This is a genomic window from Microbacterium sp. NPDC096154 (assembly GCF_040302945.1).
Lineage (GTDB): Bacteria > Actinomycetota > Actinomycetes > Actinomycetales > Microbacteriaceae > Microbacterium.
This window is the reverse complement of the sequence record NZ_JBEOSM010000003.1, coordinates 330,505-354,869: the sequence shown is the minus strand read 5'-3', so window position 1 is coordinate 354,869 and position 24,365 is coordinate 330,505. Positions and strand designations below refer to the sequence as shown.

Genomic DNA, 24,365 nt, shown 5'->3' with positions numbered 1-24,365 from the left:
TGTGCGGGCCCTGCAACGACGTGGGTGCCGATCATCACGCGCGACGCGTCAGAAGCGTGCGCCGCAGGCGCCGCAGTCCGCGCCGCGCCAGCCCTCCGCGCGCGATCTCGTCGCGGGTCGCCGCGATCTCGCGGCGGATGCCGGCTTCGACCTCGACGAAGCGGCGGTCGATGAACTTCGTCAGATAGAGCACGAGCCCCATGCCGTGCTCGTCGACGTACTCGCGCAGTGCACGGTCTCGTACCAGCGCGTCGGTGCGGGCATGCGCGTCGCGCGCGCTGATCACGCTGTTGCCGTCGGCGCCGGTGCCGTCCGCACGCTGATGCCAATAGGCGTAGGGCTCCTCCGCGAAGTAAGGGATCGGGCCGCGCGCGAGCACGCGCAGGTTGAACGCCCAGTCGCCGACGACCGGAAGCTCGGCGTCGTACAGCCCGAGCTCCTCGTGCAGTGTCCGCCGATAGACGAACCCGATCGGAACGAAGCGGTTGAACAGCAGGGCGTCGCTGAGCAGCGCGTCGCCCAGCTCCGGCTGGAACACCTCGCGGCGCACCGGCACGTACTCGCCGTCCCGCTTCTCCTCCCACACGATCTCGATGCGCGACAGCGCGGCGTCCCGGCGCGGATCGGCGTCCAGGTGGGCGACGGCGCGGCGCAGGAACTCCGGGTGCCATGTGTCGTCGTCGTCGTGCAGCACGAGGAGCGGCGCCGAGGTCGCCAGCACGCCCGTGTTGGCGCTGACCCACCGCCCGCGGGGGGCGTCGGCCGACACCACGCGGAAGCGGTCGCGCCCGTCCTCGGGCAGCGCGTCGAGCACGGCGGCGACGGCATCGGCATCGCCGCCGTCGTTGACGATCACGCACTCCCACGCCTCGAACGTCTGGCGCAGGATGCTGCGCAGCGCGCGAGAGAGGAACGCGGGGCGGTCCTGGGTGCGGACGACGATCGCGACGCGGGCATCGGACATGCCCTCCATCGTTCCACCGGGTGCTCAGCCCACGCGGCCGAATCGGGCTCCTGCGCCAAGCCGTCAACCGCTCGTCAGCGAATGTTCACCGAAGCGGGTGGTCTCCCAAGCGAGCCGCACCGGGGGAGCCGTCAGCGGCCCATGCCCGTGTAGGTCCAGCCCTCCGCGCGCCAGGCCGCCGGGTCGAGCACGTTGCGGCCGTCGAAGATCACCGGGCGCGCCACCTTCGCCGCCGTCTCCCGCGGGTCGAGCTGGCGGTACTGCTTCCACTCGGTGACGACGACCACGGCCTCGGCCCCGTCGAGCGCCGCGTCGACGGTGTCGGCGTAGGCCAGCTGCGGGTGCATGCGGCGGGCGTTGTCCATCGCCTCGGGGTCGTGCGAGATCACCTCGGCGCCGAGGCCCTTCAGACGCACGGCGACGTCGAGGGCGGGGGAGTCGCGGATGTCGTCCGAGTCGGGCTTGAAGGCGAGCCCCAGCACCGCGACGCGGTGGCCGAACACCTGACCGCCGAACGAGCTGACCACCAGGTCGACCACGTGCTGGCGACGGCGCAGGTTGATCTCGTCGACCTGCTTCAGGAACGCGACCGACTCGCCCCGGCCGAGCTCCTCGGCTCGCGCCGTGAAGGCGCGGATGTCCTTCGGCAGGCAGCCGCCGCCGAACCCCACCCCGGCGTTGAGGAAGCGGCGACCGATGCGCGCATCGTGTCCGATGGCGTCGGCGAGCTGGGTGACGTCGGCACCGGTGACCTCCGCGATCTCGGCCATCGCGTTGATGAAGCTGATCTTGGTGGCCAGGAAGGAGTTGGCGGCCACCTTGACGAGCTCCGCGGTGGCGTAGTCCGTGACGATGCGGGGCGTGCCCGCGCCGATCGCCGCGGCGTAGACGGCGTCGAGGATCGCGGTGTCCTCGTCCTTGGTGTCGGGGGCGACGCCGTAGACCAGGCGGTCGGGCTCGATCGTGTCCTTGATCGCGAAGCCCTCGCGCAGGAACTCGGGGTTCCACGCGAGCCGGGCTCCGGTGGGGGCGACCGTCGCGGCGAGCCGCGCGGCGGTGCCCACGGGCACGGTCGACTTGCCGACGACCAGCGCGCCGGGCCGCAGGTGCGGCAGCAGGTCGGCGACGGCCTGGTTGACATAGGTCATGTCCGCACCGGCGCCGTCTCTGCGCTGCGGGGTGCCCACGCCGATGAAGTGCACGTCGGCGCCCGCCGCGGCCGCCGGGTCGGTGGTGAAGGTCAGGCGTCCGGACCCGAGGCTGGAGGCGAGGATCTCCGGCAGCCCGGGCTCGAAGAACGGCGTCTGTCCGGCCGACAGCTTCGCGATCTTCGTCGCGTCGGGGTCGATGCCGACGACCTCATGCCCCAGCGACGCCATCGCCGCGGCGTGGACCGCTCCGAGGTACCCGCACCCGAAGACGCTCAGCTTCATCCTGACCGGACTCCTCTCCTCCGCCCTGCAGGCGGGAACCCCGCCCATCCTTGCACGGACGAGCGGGGTTCCCGGACGGTTCTCTCAGGGGAGCGGACGCACCACGGTCGGCATGTTCATGCTGGCCGGGTACGTGATGTTCTCCGCGCGCGCGACACCGCCGATGTGCACGATCTCCATGACCTGGCCGTTGCCCAGATACATCTGCACGTGCCGCACGGTGTTCGGGTCGCGCGGGTTGTTGGCCTGGAAGATCAGGTCACCGCGCTGGCGCTGCGAGTACGGCACGTGCTTGAACTTGGGGTTCTTGTAGATCTCGCGCGGGGTGGTGTTGCCGGGCGTGGTGTGCGTGACGGTCGTGCTCGGCGTGGGGTTGAGCCCGACGGAGTACAGCGCCTGCATCACCATGCCGACGCAGTCGGCTCCGAAGCCGGGGTCGTTCGCCCCGCCCCAGACGTAACGGGAGCCGCGGTAGTCGAGCGCGGTCGCGATCATCGCCTCGATCAGCTGCGAGCGCGTCATGGTGGCCTTCGCCTTGAGCGGATAGCGGTAGCTGTCCAGCGCGGTCCACGAGCTGGCGGACAGCCCCATCGAGGTCCACGTCCGCTTGTCGACGACGCCGGTCTTCGGCAGCCCGTGCGAGCCCTGCCAGCTGCGCACGCTCGCCATGAAGGCGTCGTCGACCCACTGGGTCGGACGCGCCTGTCCGAAGCGGTCGGCGAGCACCTTGACCTTCGCGCCCTCCCGGCCGGCGCCGAGCGTGAAGCCGGCTCCCGCAGGAGCGGGAATGCCCGTCCACGAGATCTTCGCGAAGGATCCCGGCGTCTGGTACTTCGGCGGCGGCAGGTAGGCGGTGCCGGTGGCCGGCCCGGCGACGCCCTTGGGACGCAGCAGAACCTGATACGCCTCCACGCGCAAGGAGCGCCCGGCCGATCCTGCCGGCTCGCCGTTCTTGGTCCACGCGAGCCACCCGTGGCTCTGCACGTGTGCGCGGTAGTACACGTCGAACCGCGCGGCGAGATCCCCGGTCAGGCGGAACTTCAGCGCCTCGACGCGCAGCGACTTGCCCGTGGTGCCGGCGTTCGTGCCGGCGTTGTACCAGCTCTGCCAGCCGACGCGCTGCACGTGCGCGGTGTACTGCACCGAGCCCGCGAAGGGCGCACCCGAGACCGACGACGAGAGGCCCTCGACCCGCAGTGAGCGCCCGGTCGTGCCGGCGACGCCGCCGTTGGCCACGGCGCTCTGCCAGCCGACGCGCTGCACGTGCGCGCGGTAATGGATGACCGGCTGGGCGAATCCGAGGGTCGTGCTGCCGGGCGCCTCCGCGCCCTTGGGCAGCAGGAGAGCCTGGAACGAGGTCGCGTACAGGTTGGAGTTGACGGTGCCCGACTTGCCGTTGCCCTTGACCCAGCCCATCCAGCCCTTGTCGGTGACGTACATCCGGTACCAGATGTCGTGGGTCTGCGCGATCGGACCGCGAAGCAGGATGCGCGTGGCCTCGACCGGCAGCGAGCGGCCGGTCGTGCCCGACGTGGCCCAGTCGGCGACAACCGATGTCCATCCGAGCGTGCGCACCGCGGTCTGGTACGTGATGGTCGATCCGGCCGGGGCGCCCTCCAGGCGCATCCGGAGCGCCTCCAGGCGGGCCGTCGTCGCGGTGCCGGCCTCCTCGCCCGCCTGCTTGACGCCCTGCCAGCCCTGTCCCTGGAGGTGCGCCTCGTACACGATGCGGGGCTCGGCGGCCTCGGGCGCGGCGCGTGTGGCGGGGGCCTTGGCAGGCGCGGTCTCGCTCGGCGCCGGGGCGGGCGGGGCGTCGGGCTCCGGTGTGGCGGTCGCGCTGGGCGTCGGCTCCGGATCGGCGCTCGGCGGTGGGGCGGCCGGCGACTCGGGGACCGGGACCGGCTCGGCTGTGGCGCTCGGGGTCGGGTCGGGCGACGCGGGGGGAGCGTCGACCGGAACCGTCGTGTCGGAGACGGCCGAGGGCTCGGGAGTGGGGATGCCGGACCCGGCGATCAGCTCGGCCGCCGATGCGGGGGCTGCCAGACCTCCGAGCAGCAGGGCCGTCGTCGCCACGGCGAGCCAGGCGCCGCCTCTTCCACGTCGATGTGTCCGCATGTGCTCGCTTTCGATCGTGGGCGCCGGGGGGATCGGCGCCGCTATGCCACCGTCCCAGTGCAACAGGCGCAGGCATCTGCGCCCATGGGGAGCGGTGCCCTCTCTGTCGATGGTAGGTCGGCGGAGCGGGCCTGTCGCGGGGCCTCGCGGATCAGTGCGCGATGTGGTGCGCGAGCGCCGTGTCGGCGTCGTGCGGCGTGAAGCCGGTCTGCTCGATCTTCGAGAGGTCGAGCACGCTGCGGCGGGGCCGGGGCGCGACCGGCGCGTCGGCCCCCGCGAAGTACTCGGCCGTGCTGACCGGCGTGACGCGCGCGGGATCGTGCCCGGTGAGCTCGAACACCCGGCGGGCGATCTCGGCCCACGAGCGCGGCTCGCCCGCTCCGGTGAGGTTGTAGGTGCCGTATGGCGCGCGCGTGTCGAGCAGGTGGGCGATGCCGCGGGCGAGGTCGTCCGTGAAGGTGAGACGCCCCACCTGATCGTCGACCACGCGCGGGTCGACCCCGCGCGTGGCCAGCGAGGCCATGGTGTCGACGAAGTTGGAGCCGTCGCCGATCACCCAGGAGGTGCGCACGATGTAGTGGCGGGGCGTGGAGGCCACGATCGCGTCGCCGGCGGCCTTGGTCTGCCCGTACACGCCGAGCGGTGCGACCGGGTCGTCCTCCCGGTAGGGGCGCTCGGACGAGCCGTCGAAGACGTAGTCGCTCGAGACGTGCACGAGGGTCACGCCGTGCGCGGCGGCCACGCGCGCGAGCGCCGCGACGCCCGTGACGTTCGCCGCCCACGCGGCGGCGCGGCCCTCGGGGGTCTCCGCGGCGTCGACGGCGGTGTGCGCGGCGGCGTTGACGATCACGCCGTAGTCACGCCAGCGGCGTGCGGTGCCGAGGTCGGGCGAGGTGAGATCGAGATCCGCGCGCGTGGCGTATTCGATGTGCGGGGCGTCGCCGAGCCGGGCACGCAGCGCGCGGCCGAGCTGACCGTTCGCGCCCAGCACCAGCGTCCGCCGCGGCAGCACCGGCAGGGCGTGTGCGAGGAGCGGGTGCGCCCGGTCCTTGTCGGAGATCTCCGCGTTCTCCAGCGGGATGGGCCACGGGATCGCGACCGTGTCGTCGGCGAGGTTGACGAACGAGTACGTCGCGTCGGGCGACCAGTGGTCGTTGACGAGGTAGGTGTACGCGGTCGCCGGCTCGAGCGTCTGGAAGCCGTTGGCCACGCCGCGCGGCACGAAGATCGCCCGCGACGGGTCGAGCTCCGCGGTGAAGACGGTGCCGAAGCCCGGACCCTCGCGCAGATCGACCCACGCGCCGAAGACCCGCCCGGTGGCGACCGACACCCACTTGTCCCAGGGCTCGGCGTGCAGGCCGCGGGTGACGCCGACCTCGGCGTTGAAGGAGATGTTGTTCTGCACCGGGCCGAAGTCGGGCAGGCCCAGCGCGGTCATCTTCTCGCGCTGCCAGTTCTCCTTGAACCAGCCGCGGGCATCGCCGTGCACCGGCAGATCGAACAGCACCATGCCGTCGATCGGAGTCGGCACGCCCTGCAGCTGCTTGCCGAGTTCGGTCATCCGGTCACTGGCCCTTCGACGCGTAGAACGCCTCGGTGGCGTCCTTGGCGGGCGCCCACCAGGCCTCGTTGTCGCGGTACCACTCGATCGTGGCGGCCAGGCCCGCACGGAAGTCGCGATAGCGCGGCTGCCAGCCGAGCTCGGTGCGCAGCTTCGTCGAGTCGATCGCGTAGCGCAGGTCGTGACCGGGACGGTCGGTCACGAGGTCGTACGCGTCGCGCTCCTGACCCATCAGCTCCAGGATGAGCTCGACGACGTCCTTGTTGTTCTGCTCGCCGTCGGCGCCGATCAGGTAGGTCTGCCCGATCTCGCCCTTCTCGAGGATCGTGAGCACGGCCGAAGAGTGGTCGTCGGCGTGGATCCAGTCGCGCACGTTCTCGCCCGTGCCGTACAGCTTGGGCCGGATGCCCCGGATCACGTTGGTGATCTGGCGCGGGATGAACTTCTCGACGTGCTGGAACGGCCCGTAGTTGTTGGAGCAGTTCGAGATCGTGGCGCGCACCCCGAACGAGCGCACCCACGCGCGCACGAGCAGGTCGGAACCGGCCTTCGTCGACGAGTACGGGGACGACGGGTTGTACGGCGTGGACTCCGTGAACCGCTGCGGGTCGTCGAGCTCGAGATCGCCGTAGACCTCATCGGTCGAGATGTGGTGGAAGCGCACATCGTGGCGGCGGGCAGCCTCCAGCAGCGTGTAGGTGCCGACGATGTTCGTGTCCAGGAACGGGCGCGGGTCGTTGAGCGAGTTGTCGTTGTGCGACTCGGCGGCGAAGTGCACGACCGCGTCGACATCGCGCAGCAGCGAGTCGATCAGCTGCGCGTCGGCGATGTCGCCCTGCACGAACGTCACGCGGTCGTCGGGCAGTCCCGCCAGCGACTCGCGGTTGCCGGCGTACGTCAGCTTGTCGAGCACCGTGACCAGGTGGTCGGTGTGCGCCACGACGTGGTGCACGAAGTTGGATCCGATGAAGCCGGCGCCGCCGGTCACGAGCAGACGCATCAGCGTCCCCTTTCCATCACGTCGAGCAGGTACCGGCCGTAGCCGGACTTGAGCAGCTTCTCGGCCCGTTCGCGCAGCTCGTCGTCCGTGAGGAAGCCCGCCCTCCAGGCGACCTCCTCCGGCGCGCCGATCTTGAGGCCCGTGCGGCGCTCGATCGTGCGCACGTACTCGGACGCGTCCGTCATCTGGTCGAACGTGCCCGTGTCGAGCCAGGCGGTGCCGCGGGGGAGAACCTCGACGCTCAGCGCTCCGCGCTCGAGATAGGCGGCGTTGACGTCGGTGATCTCGTACTCGCCGCGCGCCGAGGGCTTGAGCGTGCGGGCGATCTCGACGACGTCGTTGTCGTAGAAGTACAGCCCCGGCACCGCGTAGTTGCTCTTGGGCTGCGCCGGCTTCTCCTCCAGAGAGATCGCCTTGCCGGCCTCGTCGAACTCCACCACGCCGTACGCCGACGGCTCGGCGACCCAGTACGCGAACACCGCGCCGCCCTCGACGTCGGTGTACCGGGCGAGCTGCGAGCCCAGACCGGGGCCGTAGAGGAGGTTGTCGCCGAGCACGAGCGCGACCTTGTCGTCGCCGATGAAGTCGGCGCCGATCGTGAAGGCCTGCGCCAGCCCGTCCGGCGACGGCTGCTGCGCGAACGTGATGCTCACGCCGAACTGCGACCCGTCGCCGAGCAGCCGCTCGAACGCCTCGGCGTCGTGCGGCGTCGTGATCACCAGGATGTCGCGGATCCCCGCCAGCATCAGGGTCGACAGCGGGTAGTACACCATCGGCTTGTCGTAGACCGGGACGAGCTGCTTGGAGACGCCGAGGGTGATCGGGTGCAGACGCGTGCCGGAACCGCCGGCGAGGATGATGCCCTTCACCCGTCCATCGTGTCACATGCCGGGGAACTGCTCCCGACGCCCGCGGTTGTTAGCATCGACGATCGTGAGCCCCCGCGTCGCGAGCGTCCTCTGGCCCGCCGTCGCGACGGCGGTGACGGTCGTCCTGTCGGTGGCGCGGGTCATCCGCGAGCCGCGGTTCTACTTCACCGACGACACCGAGCGCGGCTCGTTCGGACAGTGGTGGCAGCTGGGCGACATGCTGCTGAGGGGACACGTGTCGCTGCTCGAGCCCTCGGCGTGGCAGGCCGGCAACTACCTCGCGGAGGGGCAGTGGGGGCTGCTGAACCCGCTGGTGTGGCTGATCGCGCTCGCGGCGCGCGCCAGCGCCGATCCCGTCGTGCTCGCGACGACCGTCAAGATCGCGTTCCTCGCCGTGCTGGCGGTCGGCGCGTACCTGCTGGCGCGCTCGTTCGGCGCGCACCGGCCCTGGGCGGCTCTCGCGGGCGTGCTGCTGCCGCAGGTGGGCTTCACCCTCTACATGGACGCCGCCTCGTGGTCCAGCGGACTGTTCAACACGGCTCTGCTGCCATGGGTCTGGTGGGGCCTGCGGAGGTCCGTCGAGGGGCGCCGCTCTCCCGTGCCGTACCTGGTGACGTCGTACCTCCTGATCACGTTCGGCTACGTGTTCGGCGTGATGGCCCTGGTGGGTGTGCTGTGCGAGTCGCTGGTGCGTCACGCCGTGCGCCGCGACGCCCGCCGTGCGGTGCGGACGCTGCTGGCCTCCGTCTGGGGCGGCGCGCTCACGGTGATCGTCTACCTGCCGGGCATCCTCACGGCCTCGGTGTCGGAGCGAGGCGACGCCCCCTTCGACAATCTCCGGTTCCTGAACGCCGACCTCACCGACCTGGCGGCCGCCTCGGCGCCGACGCTGACCGGCACCATCCGCTCGTGGGACGGCGACGTCACCCTGGCGCCGCTCGTCTACATCGCGTGGCTGCTGCCCCTGCTCCCGCTCATGCTTCCGATGCGCCGCTCGGCCGTGCGTCGGGTGCTGCCGCTCCTGGTGCTGGGGGCCGTGGCGCTGCTCGCCGTCATGGCACCGAGCCACCTGGGGCCCATCCGGTGGCCCCTGCGGTTCATCCCCGAGCTCGCGCTCGCGGTCGTCATCCTGTTCGCCGTCGCAGCCTCGTACGCGTTCCCACGCCGGATCACCCGCCGCGGTGCCTGGTGGAGCGCGGGTGCGATCGCGGCGCTCGCCGCGCTGGCCTGGGTGGACACGCCCCGCGCATGGCAGAGCGTCGGCGCGGCCGGGGCCTTGCAGCTCGCGGCGCTGGGCGCGCTGCTGTGGATCGCGCGGCGTCCGTGGGCCGCTCTTCCGCTGCGGCGCGGCACGGGGGCCGCGACGAGAGGGGCGGCGCTCGCCGTGGCGGGCGCCGTGCTGGCGACGGCCGTGGCGGCCGCCGCGCAGATGGCGTCGATGCCCCGTTCGCCGCTGCCCGACAGCGAAGCGCCCGACGTGGCCACCATGCGCTCGGTGCTTCCGGCGCCTGCCGGCGGGGAGACGCGCGGCAATGCGGTCGTCGTCGGCGACACCGGCGCCGACCAGGACGATCCGGCGAGCTGGCACGAGCGCCTGCGCGAGAACCTCTGGTATCTCAGCGACACCGAGGTGATGAACATGTACACGGTGCTGCCGTACACCGCGTTCATCGGCGACCTGTGCGCCACCACCACGGAGCATCTGCGCACGTGCGTCGACGAGGGAGGGCTCGACACGCTCTGGTCGATCGACGCCGAGACCGGCCGGCGCGTGAGCGACCTGATGTCGCTCAGCACGGTCGTCGCGATGAAGCACACGTTCCCGGATCCGCCGGAGCCGCCGGAGGGGTGGCATCTCGCGGAGCAGGGGGAGTACACCTGGGTGCTGCAGCGAGACGAGGTGCTGCCCGACGCGGGCGGGGTCGTCTGGCAGGGCGACGGGACGCGCGTGACGGTCCAGGCGCAGGACGACACCAGCGTGACATTCCGCGTGGACGCGATCGGCGCCGACCCCCGCGTCGCACTGAGCCGGCTCGACTACCCGGGCTACACGGCCACCGGCGGCGCGGCGCTGGCGGAGCCCATCCGCGGCTGGCTGCTGACGGCGGACGTCTCGGACGTCGCTGCCGGGGAGACGGTGACCGTGCGGTTCGCGCCTCCCGGCACCCCGCTGCTGATCGCGGCCGCAGTGCTGGCGGCGCTCGCCGCGGGCGGCTGGATCGTCGCGTCGGTTCGCGAGACGCTCCGCGCGCGTCGGCACTCCGGTCGGTGATCGCCGCCGGACTCGCGCGGGCGCCGGCTCAGAGCTGGGCGACGGCGCGCAGCTGAGCGGAGTACACGCGGTGCAGGCCCTCGGGCAGCGACGTGCGCGCGAGTGCGTCCAGGTCGGTCCACACCCGCGAGCGCACGCGCAGGTCGAGCGCCTGCCCGCGGCTGTCGCCGCCGCCGAGCATGATCGCGCTCTGCCGTCGGCGCTGGCGCTGCAGGGCGCTGATCAGCGCGCCGATCGAGACGGCGCGTCCGCTGCCGACGATCTTCAGCGTGCAGGTGCCGCGCGGGGTCTGCGCCGCGCGCGCCGCGCCCGCGGAGACCAAGGCGGCGGCGTCGTCCTCATAGATGTAGTCGCGCAGGGTGTCGAGCGGCACGTACACCGACGCCGGCCGGCCCGTCAGCTGCGCGCGCGTCAGCACCGAGATCAGCCCCTGTGCCTTGGTGAGGTCCTGTCCGGGGCCGTACAGATTCGTGAGCCGCGCGATGAAGGCGCGGAAGCCGGCGCGCGCCGCGCACTCGGCCAGCGCGGCCTCCATGGCGAGCTTGCCCTCGCCGTACGCCGACGCCGGCGCGGCCGGGGTGCTCTCGCTGAAGGGGGCGGCATCCGAACCGGCGTACGCGCCGCCCACCGACGAGGCGAGGGTCATCGTGAGCCGCCCCCGCACGTGGTCGGGAAGCTCCGCCACCGCAGCGAGGAAGCCGCGGAACACATCGACCTCGGCGAACACCGTCTCGCGCGGCGTGGAGGTGACGGCGCGGCCCGCGCACCAGTGGATCTCGAGGGCCCCGTCACCGCCGGACGCGACGAAGACGCGCAGCCCCTCGCGCAGCGCGTCGAGGGTCGCGGCGGCATCGCCCCACGGCACCGAGACGGCGTGGATCGGCGCGGACGACGCCCGCTCGAGCGCGCGACCGAGCAGGCCTCGGCCGATGATCCAGCGGCGCGGCGCGCTCATCGCCGCGGGGGATGCGGCGGCGACGCGGGAACGCGCCCGAGCGGGCCCAGTGCCGGGTCGCGCACGATGAGATAGCTGGGCTTGCCGAGCGCCATGTTCACCGCCACGCCGAGGTACTCGGCGATGATGCCCAGCGCGACGAGCACGGTGCCGATGCCGAGCAGCAGCACCACCATGAGCGAGGTCCAGCCCGGCTCGATGGCATCGCCGCTGACCAGCCGGGCGATGGCCAGGTACAGCGCGAACACGACGCCGCCGGCGAACACGACGCCACCGGTCGCGGTCACCAGGCGCAGGCCGCGCGTGCCCGAGGTGAGCACCATCCGCCAGAAGTGCCCGAACAGGCGGCGGAACGAATAGCCCGACCGACGGTCGCCCTCCTCGCGCAGCGTGATCGGCGCGGTCACGGTGCGCGCGGCGACCCAGCTGAGCGCCACGTCGAGGTAGACGCCCGTGCCGGCGTAGGCGGCGACGCTGCGCCCGATCTCGCCCAGCACCAGGCGGAAGCTGTGGAAGCGCGACGCCTCACCGCCGCCGAAGATCGTCTCGAGCACGCGCTTCGAGGCCTTCGACGCCACGTTGCGCACAAAGCCGTGCGGGGGCGCGTTCAGGGGAGCGGCGTAGACGAGGTCGGCTCGCTGCGTGAGAGCGGCATCGAGCATCACGCCGATCTGGGCGGGATCGTGCTGCCCGTCCTCGTCGATCGTGACGATCCACTCGCCGCCCGAGCTCGCCATCCCGGCGAGGGTCGCGGCGTGCTGGCCGAAGTTGCGGCTCAGCCACACCGGCGAGATCCACGCGTTCTCCTCCGCCAGCTCGCGGATGACGCGATCCGATGCGTCGGGGCCGCGGTCGTAGGCCAGCACCACCTCGTCCACGCGGGCGAGATGGCCGTCGGGCGTCGCGAAGGGCGCGGTCAGGGGGCGCAGCTCGTCGATCACGCCGTGCAGCGTCTTCTCGCCCTGGTAGACGGGGATGACGACACTGATGCGGTGCACGTAGGGCTCGGGGCCTCCGCCGGGCTCCACCTGGCTCATCCCATCCTCCTCTTCAGCACACGATACGAGAGGCGCCGGGCGCGGGCCATGAGCGAGGCCCGCACGTCGCCGTACCGGCGATCGAGCTCCGACAGCGCCTCGGGATGGGTCTCGCGCAGCCAGGCGTGGAATGCGTGCGCCTGTCCCGCCTGCTCCGAGACGAGCGCCACGCTCCACTGGGTGTCGCTCATCCGGAACGTCGCGCCGACCTCGGCGTCGGGCGCGAAGTCGCCGTGCATCAGCACCCGGCTGTAGGTGGCCTGATCGATCAGGTAGGGGAAGCGGTCGAACCAGCCTCCCTCGCTCACGAGCAGGTCGCGTCGCATCATGACCGACGCGGGCTCGCCGAACAGGTTGGAGCCCGCGCGAACGGCGCGGCGGACGGCGTCACGGCCGGGCATCGGGCGGCGAAGGCCCCGCAGGCCCCAGCCGGCCATCAGCACCCGGCCGTCGGCATCGACGACATCGCGGCGGCAGGCGGTGAGCACTGCTCCCGTCGCGTCGAGCAGAGCGGCCTGCCGGGCCAGCACGCCCGGGCGCAGCACGTCGTCGCCGCACACGAGCTTGAGGTACCGCCCCGTGGCGGCTTCCGTGACGCGGTTCCAGTTGCGGCCGGCGCCCCCGCCCGCCTCGGTGGTCAGCAGCGTGACGCGAGGGTCGGCCGCGAAGTCGGCCATCACGGCGGCTGTGTCGTCGGCCGACGAGTGGTCTGCGACGATCAGCTCGAGCCCGTCGACCTCCTGGTCCAGGATCGAGCGCAGCGTCTCGCGCAGCGTGCGCCCGTTGTTGTACGCCGGCACGACGACGCTGATGCGGGCCGTGGCCGGCTGGCGAGCGTCGGTCACGAGCTCTCCTTCCGCCGGAACGAGAAGCGGCTGTGGCCGAACCAGCTGATCACGGCGATCACGATCGTGAACAGCAGCTGCGCCACGATCTCATGCCAGCCCAGCCAGATCTTCAGGGGCGGCACCACGACGAGGTTGAGCAGGAAGGCCCCCAGGTACACCAGCTGGAAGCGCGCGAAGTCGAGCCAGAGATGACCCTTCACGCGGAACACCAGCTTGCGATAGAACACGAAGGCGCTGATCGTGCTGGTGATCTGCGCGCACACGATGACGGCGAACACCGTCCAGTCGGCATCCGGCCACCACAGCCGCGACAGCAGCGAGAACAGGATGAACCAGACGAAGCCGACCCCGGTGTTCACGGCGCCCACGATGAGGAACGCGACGCGGCGATCCTTGATCAGCCGCAGCAGCGGGCCGTCGGGAGCGCTCGTGCCACCGATCGCCGCCGCCGCCGCATCACCGCCCTCAGCGGTCGTCTCGTCGGGCACGCTCATCCCCTCAACGCTACAGGGGCCACGCTGGGAGGGCAGGCTCGAGAGAGGCTGAACGTCGAGACGCCATGCCGATCGATGCCAGGGGATCTGTGCCCATGTGGCGCTCCGCGGGCGCTCAGACGGCGGCGGCTAGGATCGGACGTCGGCGCGGCTCTCGCGCCTGGAGGCTCGCTCGCGGGCCCACGACGCTTCGACAGAGAGAGATCGCGCCATGGACCTGCTTGTGGTCGGATCGGGCTTCTTCGGCCTCACCATCGCCGAGCGCGCGGCCGACGCGGGACGCAAGGTCACCGTCATCGACCGCCGTCACCACATCGGCGGCAACGCGTACAGCGAGAACGAGCCGACCACCGGGATCGAGGTGCACCGCTACGGCGCCCACCTCTTCCACACCTCCAACGCGACCGTGTGGGAGTACGTCAACAGGTTCACGACCTTCACGAACTACGTGCACCGCGTGTACTCGACGCACAAGGGCCAGGTCTACGCGCTGCCGGTCAACCTGCACACGATCAACCAGTTCTTCGGCGCCGCCTACACGCCCGACGAGGCCCGCGCGCTGGTGCGCGAGCAGGCCGGCGAATTCGACGTGAAGACCGCGGCCAACTTCGAGGAGAAGGGCATCGCCCTCGTCGGCCGCCCGCTGTTCGAGGCGTTCTTCGCGCACTACACGGCCAAGCAGTGGCAGACCTCGCCCGAGAAGCTGTCGGGCGACATCATCAGCCGCCTGCCCGTGCGCTACAACTACGACAACCGCTACTTCAACGACACGTGGGAAGGGCTGCCTACCGACGGGTACACCGCGTGGATCGAGCGGATGGCCGACCACCCCAACATCGAGGTCAAGCTCGAGGTCGACTTCTTCGACGAGTCGCAGCCCCTCAACAAGAAGGCGCTCGTCGGCCAGGTGCCGATCGTCTACACCGGACCCGTCGACCGCTACTTCGACTACGCCGAGGGCGAGCTCGCCTGGCGCACGCTGGACTTCGAGGAGGAGGTGCTGGAGGTCGGCGACTTCCAGGGCACCTCCGTCATGAACTACCCGGATGCCGACGTGCCGTACACGCGCATCCACGAGTTCAAGCACTTCCACCCGGAGCGCAAGGACGTCTACCCGACCGACAAGACCGTCATCATGCGCGAGTTCTCGCGCTTCGCCACGCGCGACGACGAGCCGTACTACCCGGTCAACTCCACGGACGACCGCGCGGGGCTGCTGGCCTACCGCGAGCTGCAGAAGGGCGAGAAGGACGTGTTCTTCGGCGGGCGCCTGGGCACGTACCAGTACCTCGACATGCATATGGCCATCGGGTCGGCACTGTCGATGTGGAACAACCAGCTCAGCTGAGACGGTGACGTCGCAGGACCTCCGGACCGGCGCGGCGCGCGGCCTTCCCGCGACGCGGAGCCTGCGCATCGCCGAGATCGACGGGCTGCGCGGGATCGCGCTCACCCTCGTCGTGCTGTTCCACCTGTTCGGACAGGGGCGGGTCTCGGGCGGAGTCGACGTCTTCCTGTTCGTCACGGGCGTCGTGCTCACGCTGTCTCTGGCGGGCGATGTGCGACGCGGCACTCAGGGGCGGGTGCTGGAGCGATGGACGCGCGGCTTCGGGCGCCTGGCACCGCCCGCCGCGATCGTGCTGCTGGCGATCGTGGCCATGGCTGTGACGGTGCTGCCGCCCTGGACCCGCGCGCAGACCCTCGTGGAGGCCGCATCGGCCGCCCTCTACCTGGAGAACTGGCAGCTGATCCGCTCGCAGCTCGCCTACGGGGCCGCGGGCCCGCTGACGAGCCCCGTGCAGCACTTCTGGTCGCTGTCCATCCAGGGGCAGTTCCTCCTGGCCGCCCCGCTGCTGGTCGCCATCGCCTACGGTGCACGCCGGGTGCTGCGCCGTCCCGGAGGGGTGCTGTGGACGCTCGCGGTGGTCGCGACGGTCGCCTCGTTCGGCTACGCCGCCGCGCAGAACCACACCCATCCGCAGGCGGCGTACTTCGACACTCTCGCCCGCGCGTGGGAGCTCGGCGCCGGGGTGCTGGTCGCCGGCGCGATCCTGCGCGGCATCCGCGTGTCCGGACCGTGGGCATCGCTCGCCGCCGGGGCGGGGATCGTCGCGGTGCTCGGCAGCGGCTTCGTCATCGACGGCGCCGCCGCGTATCCCGGGCCGGCGGCGCTGCTGCCCGTGGCCGGCGCGGCGCTCATCGTGCTGGCATGCGCCCCGGGCCCGGTTGCGGGGGGTGCCGCGGCCTCGCCCGCGCCGAGCATCGTGCGGCGGCTGCTGCGCTCCCGGCCTCTCGGGGCGCTCAACAGGCATTCGTATGCGCTGTACCTGTGGCACTGGCCCGTGCTCATCCTGTTCCTCGCGCTGAGCGGTCAGACCGTCGCCGACGCTCTGGGCGCCGCGGTCGTGCTCGTCGCCTCGGGCGTGCTCGCGGTCGCGACGCAGCGTCTCGTCGAGCGCCCGGTCGGGGCGTGGCTGCGCGGCGGTCGGCCGCTGCGCCGCGCGCCTGCGGTGCTGACGGCGACGCTGCTGGTGCCGGCGCTCGTGGTGGGCATGACCGCCTCCGATGCGTCGCGCCCGAGCGTCGCCGCCGGCTCGTGCCAGGGAGCGGCGGCGCTCGATCCCGAGCGTCCCGAGTGCGCCGATGCCGTCGCAGCCGAGCTCGCGGCCGGTCACGCGCCCATCCCGGCCCTCGACGAGCTCACCGCGGATGACGACAACAGGCCCGAGTGCTGGACCGGGCTGGGCGAGAGCGAGCTGAGGATCTGCCCGCTCGGTCCCGACGACGCGACCCTGCGGATCCTGGCCGTGGGCGACTCGCACAGCAACACGCTGCTGGGCGTCTACGAGCGCATCGCGCACGAGCGCGGATGGCGCATCGAGGCCGCCGGGCGCGCCGGCTGTCACTGGACGCACGCCGAGCGGCGTCAGAACGAACCCGCCGACGTCGCCGCGTGCGCGCGCTGGAACGATGCGCTCGACGCGCATGTCGCCGCGCACGACTACGACGCGATCCTCGTGACCCATTCCAGCCGCGCGCGGTACACGCCGCCGGCGGGCATCTCGGAGGACGATCACGCCGTCGAGGGGCTCGTCTCGGCATGGGCCACGCGGACGGATCCCGCGACACCCGTCATCGCGATCCGCGACAATCCCGTCTTCCCGCTGGAGCGGATGTCGTGTCTGCAGCACGCCGAGCGCGTGGCGGCAGGGGAGTGTGCCCTGCCCCGGGCCGAGGCACTGCGACCCGACGGGCTCGCCGAGGCGGTCTCGCGCGATCCGCACGCCCACCTCATCGACCTGACCCACCTGATGTGCACCGCCGACGCATGCCCCCTCGTGGTCGGCGGCGCCATCCTCGTGCGCGACGGCAGCCACCTGACCGCCACGTTCGCGCGCACCCTCACGCCGTACCTCGACCGCGAGCTCGCCCGGCTGCTCGCCGACGTCGAGTCTGAAAGGAACCCGTAGCAGTGTCGTCGCCCGCCACCACCCGCATCCCGTTCTGGGACAACGCCAAGTTCGCCGCCATCGCGCTCGTGATCGTGGGCCACGCGATCGTCCCGCTCAAGGCCGGTTCGGACATCGCGGAGGCCTTCTACTACCTGGTCAACGCCTTCCACATGCCGGCGTTCGCCCTCGTGTCGGGCTACTTCTCGCGCGCGGAGCAGACGGGGCGGCACCGCATCCGGGTGTTCACCGATCTCGTCGTTCCCTACGTGATCTTCGAGGCCATCGCGCGCGTGCTGACGGTGCTGCTCACCGATGCGCCGCTCACCAAGCTCACCGCCTCCACCTGGGCGACGTGGTTCCTGATCGCGCTGGCGATCTGGCGCATCGTGCTGCCCTATCTGGCCATGCTGCGGTTCCCGCTGGTGTTCGCCGTGCTCATCTCGCTCGGCGTCGGGTTCCTGCCCGACGTGAACACGACCTTCGCGCTGCGGCGCACCCTGGGCTTCCTGCCCTTCTTCATCCTGGGATGGTGGCTCAAGGAGCGCGGCTACGTGCAGCGCTTCTCGCTGGACGTGCGGCGCCCCGCATGGGTGCGGGGTGCGGCCGGCGCCATCCTGCTCGGCACCGGAGTGCTGCTGTGGTGGCAGCTCGACTGGCTGAATGCCCATCACTTCAACCAGTGGATCTGGTTCAACTCATACAACAACACCATGGCCCACGAGGCGTGGTGGGGGGCGCTCGTGCGGCTGGGCGTGATCGCCGCAGCGGTGCTGCTGGCCGCCTGCTTCTTCGCCCTGCTGCCCACCCGCGAGGTGGCGTGGACGAGGCTCGGCGAGTACACGATGTACGCGTACCTGCTGCACATCGTGGTGGTCTACCCGATCCGGCTGCTCGAGGCCGAGGGCGTCATCGTGTACCCCGAGGACCCGATCTGGATCTGGCTGCCGGTGATCTGCGCGCTGTGCGTCGCCCTGACCTTCGCGCTCACCTCGCGCCCCGTGCGGTGGGCCACGCGCTGGCTTGTCGAGCCTCGCGTCGACTGGCTGTTCCGCCGCTGAGGGGACCGGGGCGGTGCCGGCCCCGGGCGGTGCCGGCGCTCAGCGCGCGTCGGCGAACCCGGCGTGCACGCGACGGGCGAGCCGGTGGCACGGGCGCTCGATCGCGACGAAGAACAGCTGCGCGACCAGCAGCGAGACCGGGATGACGATCAGCGCCATCAGCACGTGGCGGTCGGGACCGAGCAGGTCGGCGCAGGTGATCACGATCGTCTCGTGCACCAGGTAGAGGCTGAACGAGACCCGCCCGAGCCACTGCACGGCGCGCGATCCGAGGAACCGTGAATCGGGGAAGCCGAACGCGCACGCGGCGACGATGAGCACGGCACCGGCCACCTGCAGCACGATGGCCGACTCGCGCACCGCCTCGGGCACGATGGGCGGCAGCATCCAGGGCGATGCCACCAGCACGGGCGTGATCGCGAGGGCGGTGATCCAGCCGCGCCGCGAGACCGCGCCGAGCCGCGTCGAGAACGCGTCGCGGTGCACCGCCAGCACGACGCCGATCAGGAACATCGGGAGGTACTTCAGCGGCTTGACGTCCGTGACCTCCCCCATCCCGATGAGCACGAGCGATGCAACGAGCATCACGGCGGGGTTCGTCCGCAGCGCGGCCCACACGAAGAGCCCGAGCAGCAGCGAGAACAGGATCTCCCAGCGGATCGTCCACAGCGGGCTCAGGATCTCGGACCCGCCCCCGATCTGCACCAGCCCCTGGAGCACCCACTCGAGCGTGACATGGTCCGGTCGACGGCGCAGCCACTCCGTGTCGTCGTTGGTGCCCCGCGGCGTGATCAGGATCATCAGGATCGCGAACGCCAGCGCTGCCCAGACGGGCAGGTACAGGCGCGTGAACCGCTGCGGCAGGTAGGCGTCCCAGCGGAACGACCGCGAGTGCAGCACGGGCAGAGTGAGCACGAAACCGCTGAGCACGAAGAAGATCATCACGGCGGCCTCGCCGTCCCACAGCGAGTGGAGCGGGGTGTGCGCGGCCCACCAGGCGAGGGTGCCCGGCTCCCAGGTGGCGTCGCTCGTGGCGCCGAAGTACGCCGCGGCGAAGGTGGGGACCGTGAGGGCGGTGTGGTGCAGCAGCACGGCGAACGCGGCGAGGCCACGCAGGCCGTCGAGCGCGTGCAGACGCCGGCTCGCCGGGGTCGGCGGGGTGGGCGGCACGGGGGAGATGGATGTCACGGGCAGGCTCCGTCCAGCTGAGCGAGCGCGGCGTCGAGCAGCACCCGTGCGCGGGCGATGAAGGTGTGCTCGGTGCGCACGCGCTCGGCGACGCGCGCCCTCTCGGCCTCGTCGGCGAACAGGGCGTCGTGGTCGCCGCGCAGCAGCGGCACGATCTCCGACACACTCGAGAACGTCCGCACGGCGCCGCCGAACAGCTCGGAGATCCCCTCGACGTCGTCGCTCAGCGCGCGTCCGCCCGCCGCCACCACGTCGAACAGGCGGTTCGCGACGAAGCCCTCGCGCTTCATGTCGCCCCAGTGGTCGTTCAGCACGAGGGACGCGCGTTCGTAGAGCGCGCCCAGCGCGGCGTTGTCGACGCTCTGCGCCGTGATCCGGTCGCGGGGCACGAACCGCTCCCACTCGCCGCCGTACAGCGCGAGGTCGACGCCCGCCTTGACCGCCTCCATGACGGTCGGCCGTGGCACCCCGCGGCTATTGCCGACGAACAGCACTTCGCCGCTGCGGGGCACGCCGCGCGGGGCGAAGCGCGCGGGATCGGTGCACTGCAGCAGCGGCGCGATCGGCAGGTCCCAGCGCGCGGTCATCTTCTCGGCCCAGGAGATGGAGGCGGCGAAGACCCGATCGAACGCCGCGGCCTCGCCGCGCGTGACCATGTCCGGGTGGCTGATCACCCACAGGATGCTGAGAGCGCCCGGATCGGGGGCGATGCGGTCGAGCCCGCGCAGCACGAGGTGCACGTCGTCCAGGCCGCGGGGCCGGGGGTCGACGGCGTCGCGCGCCAGGACGACCGCCTCCTGGCCGAGGGTCGCCAGCGCAGCGGCGATCGCGCGGGCGAAGTGCGTGTCGCCCCACGTCTCTCCGGTCGGCCCCGCAGGGGCGGCCGTGCGGATGGCCCAGCGCAGGCGCGGCACCACTCGGCCGTCGTCCAGCGTCACCTGACGCCGGCTGCGCACGACGACGGGTGCGAGCTCGCCGTCGGGCGACATGCTCCACGACGCGACCCGCTGATCCACCGCGCCGTACCAGCGCTGCGCATCGCTCGCCGGCACGGATCGGGTCAGGTCCCGCATCACGGCGAGGTTCCCCCGGCGGTCGACATGGCGGAACGCACGGACCGGCGCCTGCTGCGGCAGCACGATGTCCGTGCACACGCGAGCCTCGACGGGCGCGGGCAGCGACGCCAGACGCAGGCTCAGCCCCTCGAGCTCGAAGCCGTTGTAGAGCAGCGGGTCGAGCCCCCCGGCCTCATGGAACGCGCGGGTCGGCACTGCGAAGGTGCGTCCTGACATCGCCGGGATGTCGTGGACCTGGCCCAGAGCCTGCACGTCTTCGAGCGGCTGGCCCGCGAACAGGCGACCGGGGAGGCGGCGCGGCGTGACGAATAGCGAGCCGGCGCTCTCGACGCTGCCGTCGGCAGCCGCGGTCACGGGGATGCAGGCCGACGTCAGGTCGGCCGCCGCCGCGGCGAGGCGCTCGAGAGCGGTCAGGGCGAAGCGGGTGCGCGGATCGACCACCGTCAGCGTGGACCGGCGCGCCGCGCGCGCCATCACGTCCACCACGTAGGCGTAGGGCTCGCTCGCGTGGAACAGTCGGGCCTCGACACCGGCGCGCCCGTGCGCCGCGGCGGAGATCGCACGCCACTCGTCGGGTTCGACGCCGACCGCCGCCACCATCACGTCGGTCTGCGCGTCGGCGGCGGAGAGCTCGCGCAGCTTCTCGGGCAGGTGCGCGTCGCCCGCCTGCACGATGCTCAGGATGGTCGTGCCGGGGCGCAGCTGCTCCTGTGCGGCACCGAGGTGGCGCAGGCGCACGAGCGTGTTCCATCCGAGCGGCTCGGTGGTCGAGATGCGGTCGTCCGCGGTCTCGAGGTTGTCGTATTCCACGCCCACCGTGGGCACGTGCACGATGTCGGAGCGCTCGGCCAGCTTGAGGATGAGGTCGTAGTCGACCGCCCGGCGCAGAGACGGGTCGAACCCGCCGACCGCGCGCACGGCCTCGCTGCGCGAGACCAGCGCGTTGAGGTCGATCGAGTTGCCCTGCAGCAGGCTGCGGAGGCTGGGCGCCCCGTGCCGGTAGCGTCGCACAAGGCCATCGGGCGACTCGCGGTCGCCGTTGTCCGGATCCACGTGCTGGATCAGCTCGATGGTCGCGTACGCGGTCTCGATGCCCTGCGTGGCCATCGTGCCGACGACGTCGCGCAGGTAGTGGCGATCCCACGTGTTGTCGCTGTCGAGGAACGCGATGTACTCGCCCGTCGCGGCGTCGATGCCGGCGTTGCGGGCGGCGCACACCCCCGCATGGGGGCGTGGCAGGAAGCGGATGCGCGGATCGCGGGCGGCGAGCACCTGCGCGACCACCGCGGTGTCATCCCACGAACCGTCGTCGACGATGAGCAGCTCCCAGTGCGGCCAGTCCTGCGCGAGCACCGACTCGACCGCACGGCGCATGCTGGCCGCACGGTTCCACACGGGCATGACGATGCTCACGACGGGCGGCGTGGCGGGCGCAGGCGGATCGATCAGGTATCGCGGGTGCCGCAGCACGCGCCGCGAGTGGCGAGCGCGCTCGTCCTCGACCTCTTTCGCCCAGTCGACGGTCGCCGCCGACAGCACGGGGCCGATCTCGGCCCACGGCAGCTCGCGCTCTCCGCCGGGGCGCACCCGCAGCGGCGTGGCGGGGTCGTGCTGGATCCGCTGCCACAGGTGGCCCGCGGGGCCGGCGGGGTGCTGTGCGGCCTCGGGATGCGCGGCGAGGTACTCCGGGGCGCTCCAGACCGCGCTCACCTCGTGGTGCCAGTCGCGCGCGTTCAGATAGTCGTACAGCGGCGGCCGTCCGGTGACGCCGGTGCGTCGCTGGATCACGAACGGGTCGAGCAGCGCGTTGAGCGTGAGGCCCGCATGGTGCCCATAGCGCACATAGTGCGTCGCGGCGTCCTCGACCGTGATCTCGTCGCGGCCCAGCTGCGCCGCGTAGAGGCGGGTGTCGATGATGCCGCTCTCGGCCAGCCGGCGCGCTCGGCGCCGGGGGTCGCCGGCCTCGACGGCACGGCGCACGCCCGGGAGGCGGCGGGCGATGCGGGCGGCGTCACGCATCCGCGACATGTCGGTGTCCTCTCGGTGCGCGCGTCGAATAGCCGAACAGCAGGCGTTCGAGCGGGTTCAGCTTCGCGAAGCCGAAGTTCTCGAGAGGCCGGGCGGAGTAGAACCGGTTCGTCTCGTCGAGGTACCCACGCACGCCCTCCAGGTGAGCGGGATAGGTCCGCTCGAGGGCGGTGAGCAGCTCGCCGGCGCCGAGCCAGTATGGATCGAACCGGAACGTGTCGAACTTGATCAGGGGCAGCCGCCCGTCGTCGAGCGTCGCGTCCGCGAACGCCGTCGACCAGTTGAGGTAGTCGGCCTTGGCCGGGTCGAACGCGTCGCGGCCGCGGAAGTACTTGTCGGTCAGCGAGTCGAAGTGCGCCGGGAAGGCGTTCTGCCGGCGCCACAGCCAGTGCGCGCCGCGCCGCGTGGCGCGCAGCCGCTCGGCCCGTGTGGGTTCGAAGAACGCTCCGAGCGCGAAGCCCGCGTCGCGCATGGCGAGGCTGATCCCGACCTCCTGGCCGTGGATCGCCGCGGTGCGATCGGCGGCGGGCTTGGCGTCGCTCCAGAACCGCCGGAACGCTTGGGAGCGGAGGGCCGGCGCGGTGAAGTACAGGAAGTAGCTCTGGATGTGCTCGCCGTGCCGCCACGACTTCGTGATGCCCCACACCTCGCACGCGCGTGCCGACATCTCGTCGACGATGCGGTCGATGGGGCGGAAGTAGCCGGCGTACGAGTCGTTCGTGAGCAGCAGCTCGTCGTAGTCCTGCGCCCAGTCGCACTGCTCGAGCGCGTCGCGCCACGAGCCGAAGTCGTGCCCGTAGTTCTGCCGACGCAGCAGCGTCGCGCGCTCGCCGATCGCGGCCGCGGCCTCCTCGGTGAGCGGACTCGGCGAGGCGACGACCACGTCGTCGGCGATGGCGCGCAGCTGGTCGAGCTGTCGCAGGAAGTGCGGCGCCGCCGCGCCCCGGGGATCCCAGTGCGCGACGATCGCGAGGATCCTCACCGAGCGTCCTCCCGCGCGACCTCCTCGGTGAGGGCGGGCATCGGCTTCCACGAGCGGTCACGGGCGATCGCGCGCCCATCGTGCACGCCGCGCCACAGGTTGGTCCAGCCCTGTCGCGTGATCCGTCGCTCGACGAACAGCAGCCGCAGGATCTCCTTCGCGAACGTCGCGGCGGTCCCGATCGCGAAGCGCACGGGACGATACGCGCCGTGGGCGGCGTAGTAGTGCTTCATGATGCCGCGATTTCGCAGGATGTAATAGCGGTACATGTCGCTCGAGGCGTTGAAGTGCCGCACTCCCATGTCCCACTGCTTGATCTCGCGCGTGCGGCGCAGCACGAACTCGTTCACGATCGCCGACTCGGTCACGCGGGAGGCGAGCCATCCGTAGATCGTGTCGTCCCAGTAGATGAAGAAGCGCGGATCGGGCAGCCCGATCTGCGCGACCACGTCGCGGTGGATGAACATGCCCTCGAAGCAGCCCGAGTTCATCTCGCGGTAGCCGCTCGCGTCGAACCCCGCGGGGGCGAAGGGGATCGGGATGCCCAGGGGAACCGAGACCCGGTACTGCCAGTAGAACTCGCTGCCGTCGTAGTCGTACCGGCGGCCCTGGATGCTGCGGAAGCGCGGCGTCCACACGCCCATGCGGGCGAGGCCGTCGGGCAGCACCTCGACGTCGTCGTCCATGAGCCAGATCCACTCGGAGCCCAGCTCATGGGCGACGCGCATGCCCTCGCTGAAGCCTCCCGCGCCGCCCGTGTTCTCGTCGAGGCGGCGGTACACCAGCTCGCTGCCCAGACGGGTGCGGTACGACTCGACGACGTCGGTGGTGTCGTCCGTCGACGCGTTGTCGACGACCACCACGCGCCCGGGCTTCGGGTCCATCCGGATGATCGAGTCGAGCAGGCCGCGCAGCAGGTGGGAGCGGTTGTAGGTCACGACCACGATCGCGGCGGACGCGGGGTCGAAGCTCTCGGGCAGGGCCGCGTCGGGCGCGGGGGCGGGCGCCGCGGCGGCGCGATTCTGGGTGATGC

18 protein-coding genes are annotated in these 24,365 nt (G+C 71.6%); 4 read left to right on the top strand and 14 right to left on the bottom strand.

Annotation, left to right across the window (positions count from 1 at the left end):
• Nucleotides 1-34: 34 nt before the first annotated feature.
• The 6 genes from ABTW64_RS06295 to rfbA form a co-directional block, all read right to left on the bottom strand.
• Nucleotides 35-964 (bottom strand): glycosyltransferase family 2 protein, encoded by a 930-nt coding sequence (locus tag ABTW64_RS06295; RefSeq protein WP_350620377.1) that lies wholly within the window; start codon nt 962-964, stop codon nt 35-37.
• Between the two features lie 131 nt (nt 965-1,095).
• Nucleotides 1,096-2,397 (bottom strand): UDP-glucose dehydrogenase family protein, encoded by a 1,302-nt coding sequence (locus ABTW64_RS06290; RefSeq protein ID WP_350620375.1) that lies wholly within the window; start codon nt 2,395-2,397, stop codon nt 1,096-1,098.
• Between the two features lie 84 nt (nt 2,398-2,481).
• Nucleotides 2,482-4,470, bottom strand: a complete 1,989-nt coding sequence (locus tag ABTW64_RS06285; protein WP_350620373.1) for an NlpC/P60 family protein — start codon at nt 4,468-4,470, stop codon at nt 2,482-2,484.
• A gap of 193 nt (nt 4,471-4,663) precedes the next feature.
• Complete coding sequence (rfbD, locus tag ABTW64_RS06280; RefSeq protein WP_350620371.1) at nt 4,664-6,073, bottom strand: dTDP-4-dehydrorhamnose reductase; 1,410 nt, start codon at nt 6,071-6,073, stop codon at nt 4,664-4,666.
• A gap of 4 nt (nt 6,074-6,077) precedes the next feature.
• Complete coding sequence (gene rfbB / locus ABTW64_RS06275; protein ID WP_350620526.1) at nt 6,078-7,076, bottom strand: dTDP-glucose 4,6-dehydratase; 999 nt, start codon at nt 7,074-7,076, stop codon at nt 6,078-6,080.
• A complete protein-coding gene (gene rfbA / locus ABTW64_RS06270) occupies nt 7,073-7,942 on the bottom strand; it encodes a glucose-1-phosphate thymidylyltransferase RfbA (RefSeq protein WP_350620369.1) in 870 nt (289 codons plus the stop codon). Before rfbA ends, rfbB begins: the two co-directional genes overlap by 4 nt.
• Before the next feature lie 64 nt (nt 7,943-8,006).
• Here rfbA and ABTW64_RS06265 point away from each other — a divergent pair, with 64 nt between their 5' ends.
• Complete coding sequence (locus ABTW64_RS06265) at nt 8,007-10,214, top strand: YfhO family protein (RefSeq protein WP_350620367.1); 2,208 nt, start codon at nt 8,007-8,009, stop codon at nt 10,212-10,214.
• Nucleotides 10,215-10,242: 28 nt separating this feature from the next.
• On the opposite strand, the gene ABTW64_RS06260 is transcribed toward ABTW64_RS06265, so the two are convergent.
• From ABTW64_RS06260 to ABTW64_RS06245, 4 genes are read right to left on the bottom strand one after another with little or no spacing between them, the layout of a single operon-like run.
• The gene (locus tag ABTW64_RS06260) at nt 10,243-11,169 is read right to left on the bottom strand and encodes an NAD-dependent epimerase/dehydratase family protein (protein ID WP_350620365.1); all 927 of its coding nucleotides are present in this window, start codon (nt 11,167-11,169) and stop codon (nt 10,243-10,245) included.
• Nucleotides 11,166-12,206 (bottom strand): glycosyltransferase, encoded by a 1,041-nt coding sequence (locus ABTW64_RS06255; RefSeq protein WP_350620363.1) that lies wholly within the window; start codon nt 12,204-12,206, stop codon nt 11,166-11,168. Before ABTW64_RS06255 ends, ABTW64_RS06260 begins: the two co-directional genes overlap by 4 nt.
• Nucleotides 12,203-13,051 (bottom strand): glycosyltransferase family 2 protein, encoded by an 849-nt coding sequence (locus ABTW64_RS06250; protein WP_350620361.1) that lies wholly within the window; start codon nt 13,049-13,051, stop codon nt 12,203-12,205. Before ABTW64_RS06250 ends, ABTW64_RS06255 begins: the two co-directional genes overlap by 4 nt.
• Nucleotides 13,048-13,548 (bottom strand): GtrA family protein, encoded by a 501-nt coding sequence (locus ABTW64_RS06245; RefSeq protein ID WP_350620359.1) that lies wholly within the window; start codon nt 13,546-13,548, stop codon nt 13,048-13,050. Before ABTW64_RS06245 ends, ABTW64_RS06250 begins: the two co-directional genes overlap by 4 nt.
• 211 nt (nt 13,549-13,759) lie before the next feature.
• On the opposite strand from ABTW64_RS06245, the gene glf reads away from it, so the two are divergent.
• Genes glf through ABTW64_RS06230 form a run of 3 tightly spaced genes read left to right on the top strand, consistent with a single transcriptional unit; the run spans nt 13,760 to nt 18,058 of the window.
• The gene (gene glf / locus ABTW64_RS06240; protein ID WP_350620357.1) at nt 13,760-14,896 is read left to right on the top strand and encodes a UDP-galactopyranose mutase; all 1,137 of its coding nucleotides are present in this window, start codon (nt 13,760-13,762) and stop codon (nt 14,894-14,896) included.
• A gap of 4 nt (nt 14,897-14,900) precedes the next feature.
• A complete protein-coding gene (locus tag ABTW64_RS06235) occupies nt 14,901-17,018 on the top strand; it encodes an acyltransferase family protein (protein ID WP_350620355.1) in 2,118 nt (705 codons plus the stop codon).
• A gap of 2 nt (nt 17,019-17,020) precedes the next feature.
• Nucleotides 17,021-18,058 carry an acyltransferase family protein gene (locus ABTW64_RS06230; RefSeq protein WP_350620353.1) on the top strand — a complete coding sequence of 346 codons (1,038 nt, stop codon included), beginning with the start codon at nt 17,021-17,023 and terminating at the stop codon, nt 18,056-18,058.
• A 39-nt stretch (nt 18,059-18,097) separates the two neighbouring features.
• Here the strand turns inward: ABTW64_RS06230 and ABTW64_RS06225 are convergent, their stop codons facing one another.
• From ABTW64_RS06225 to ABTW64_RS06210, 4 genes are read right to left on the bottom strand one after another with little or no spacing between them, the layout of a single operon-like run.
• Nucleotides 18,098-19,246, bottom strand: a complete 1,149-nt coding sequence (locus ABTW64_RS06225; RefSeq protein WP_350620351.1) for an acyltransferase family protein — start codon at nt 19,244-19,246, stop codon at nt 18,098-18,100.
• Complete coding sequence (locus ABTW64_RS06220) at nt 19,243-22,350, bottom strand: glycosyltransferase (RefSeq protein ID WP_350620349.1); 3,108 nt, start codon at nt 22,348-22,350, stop codon at nt 19,243-19,245. The genes ABTW64_RS06225 and ABTW64_RS06220 overlap by 4 nt, the downstream gene beginning before the upstream one ends.
• Nucleotides 22,334-23,332 (bottom strand): rhamnan synthesis F family protein, encoded by a 999-nt coding sequence (locus ABTW64_RS06215; RefSeq protein WP_350620346.1) that lies wholly within the window; start codon nt 23,330-23,332, stop codon nt 22,334-22,336. The genes ABTW64_RS06220 and ABTW64_RS06215 overlap by 17 nt, the downstream gene beginning before the upstream one ends.
• The gene (locus ABTW64_RS06210; protein ID WP_350620523.1) at nt 23,329-24,363 is read right to left on the bottom strand and encodes a glycosyltransferase family 2 protein; all 1,035 of its coding nucleotides are present in this window, start codon (nt 24,361-24,363) and stop codon (nt 23,329-23,331) included. The genes ABTW64_RS06215 and ABTW64_RS06210 overlap by 4 nt, the downstream gene beginning before the upstream one ends.
• Nucleotides 24,364-24,365 lie beyond the last annotated feature (2 nt).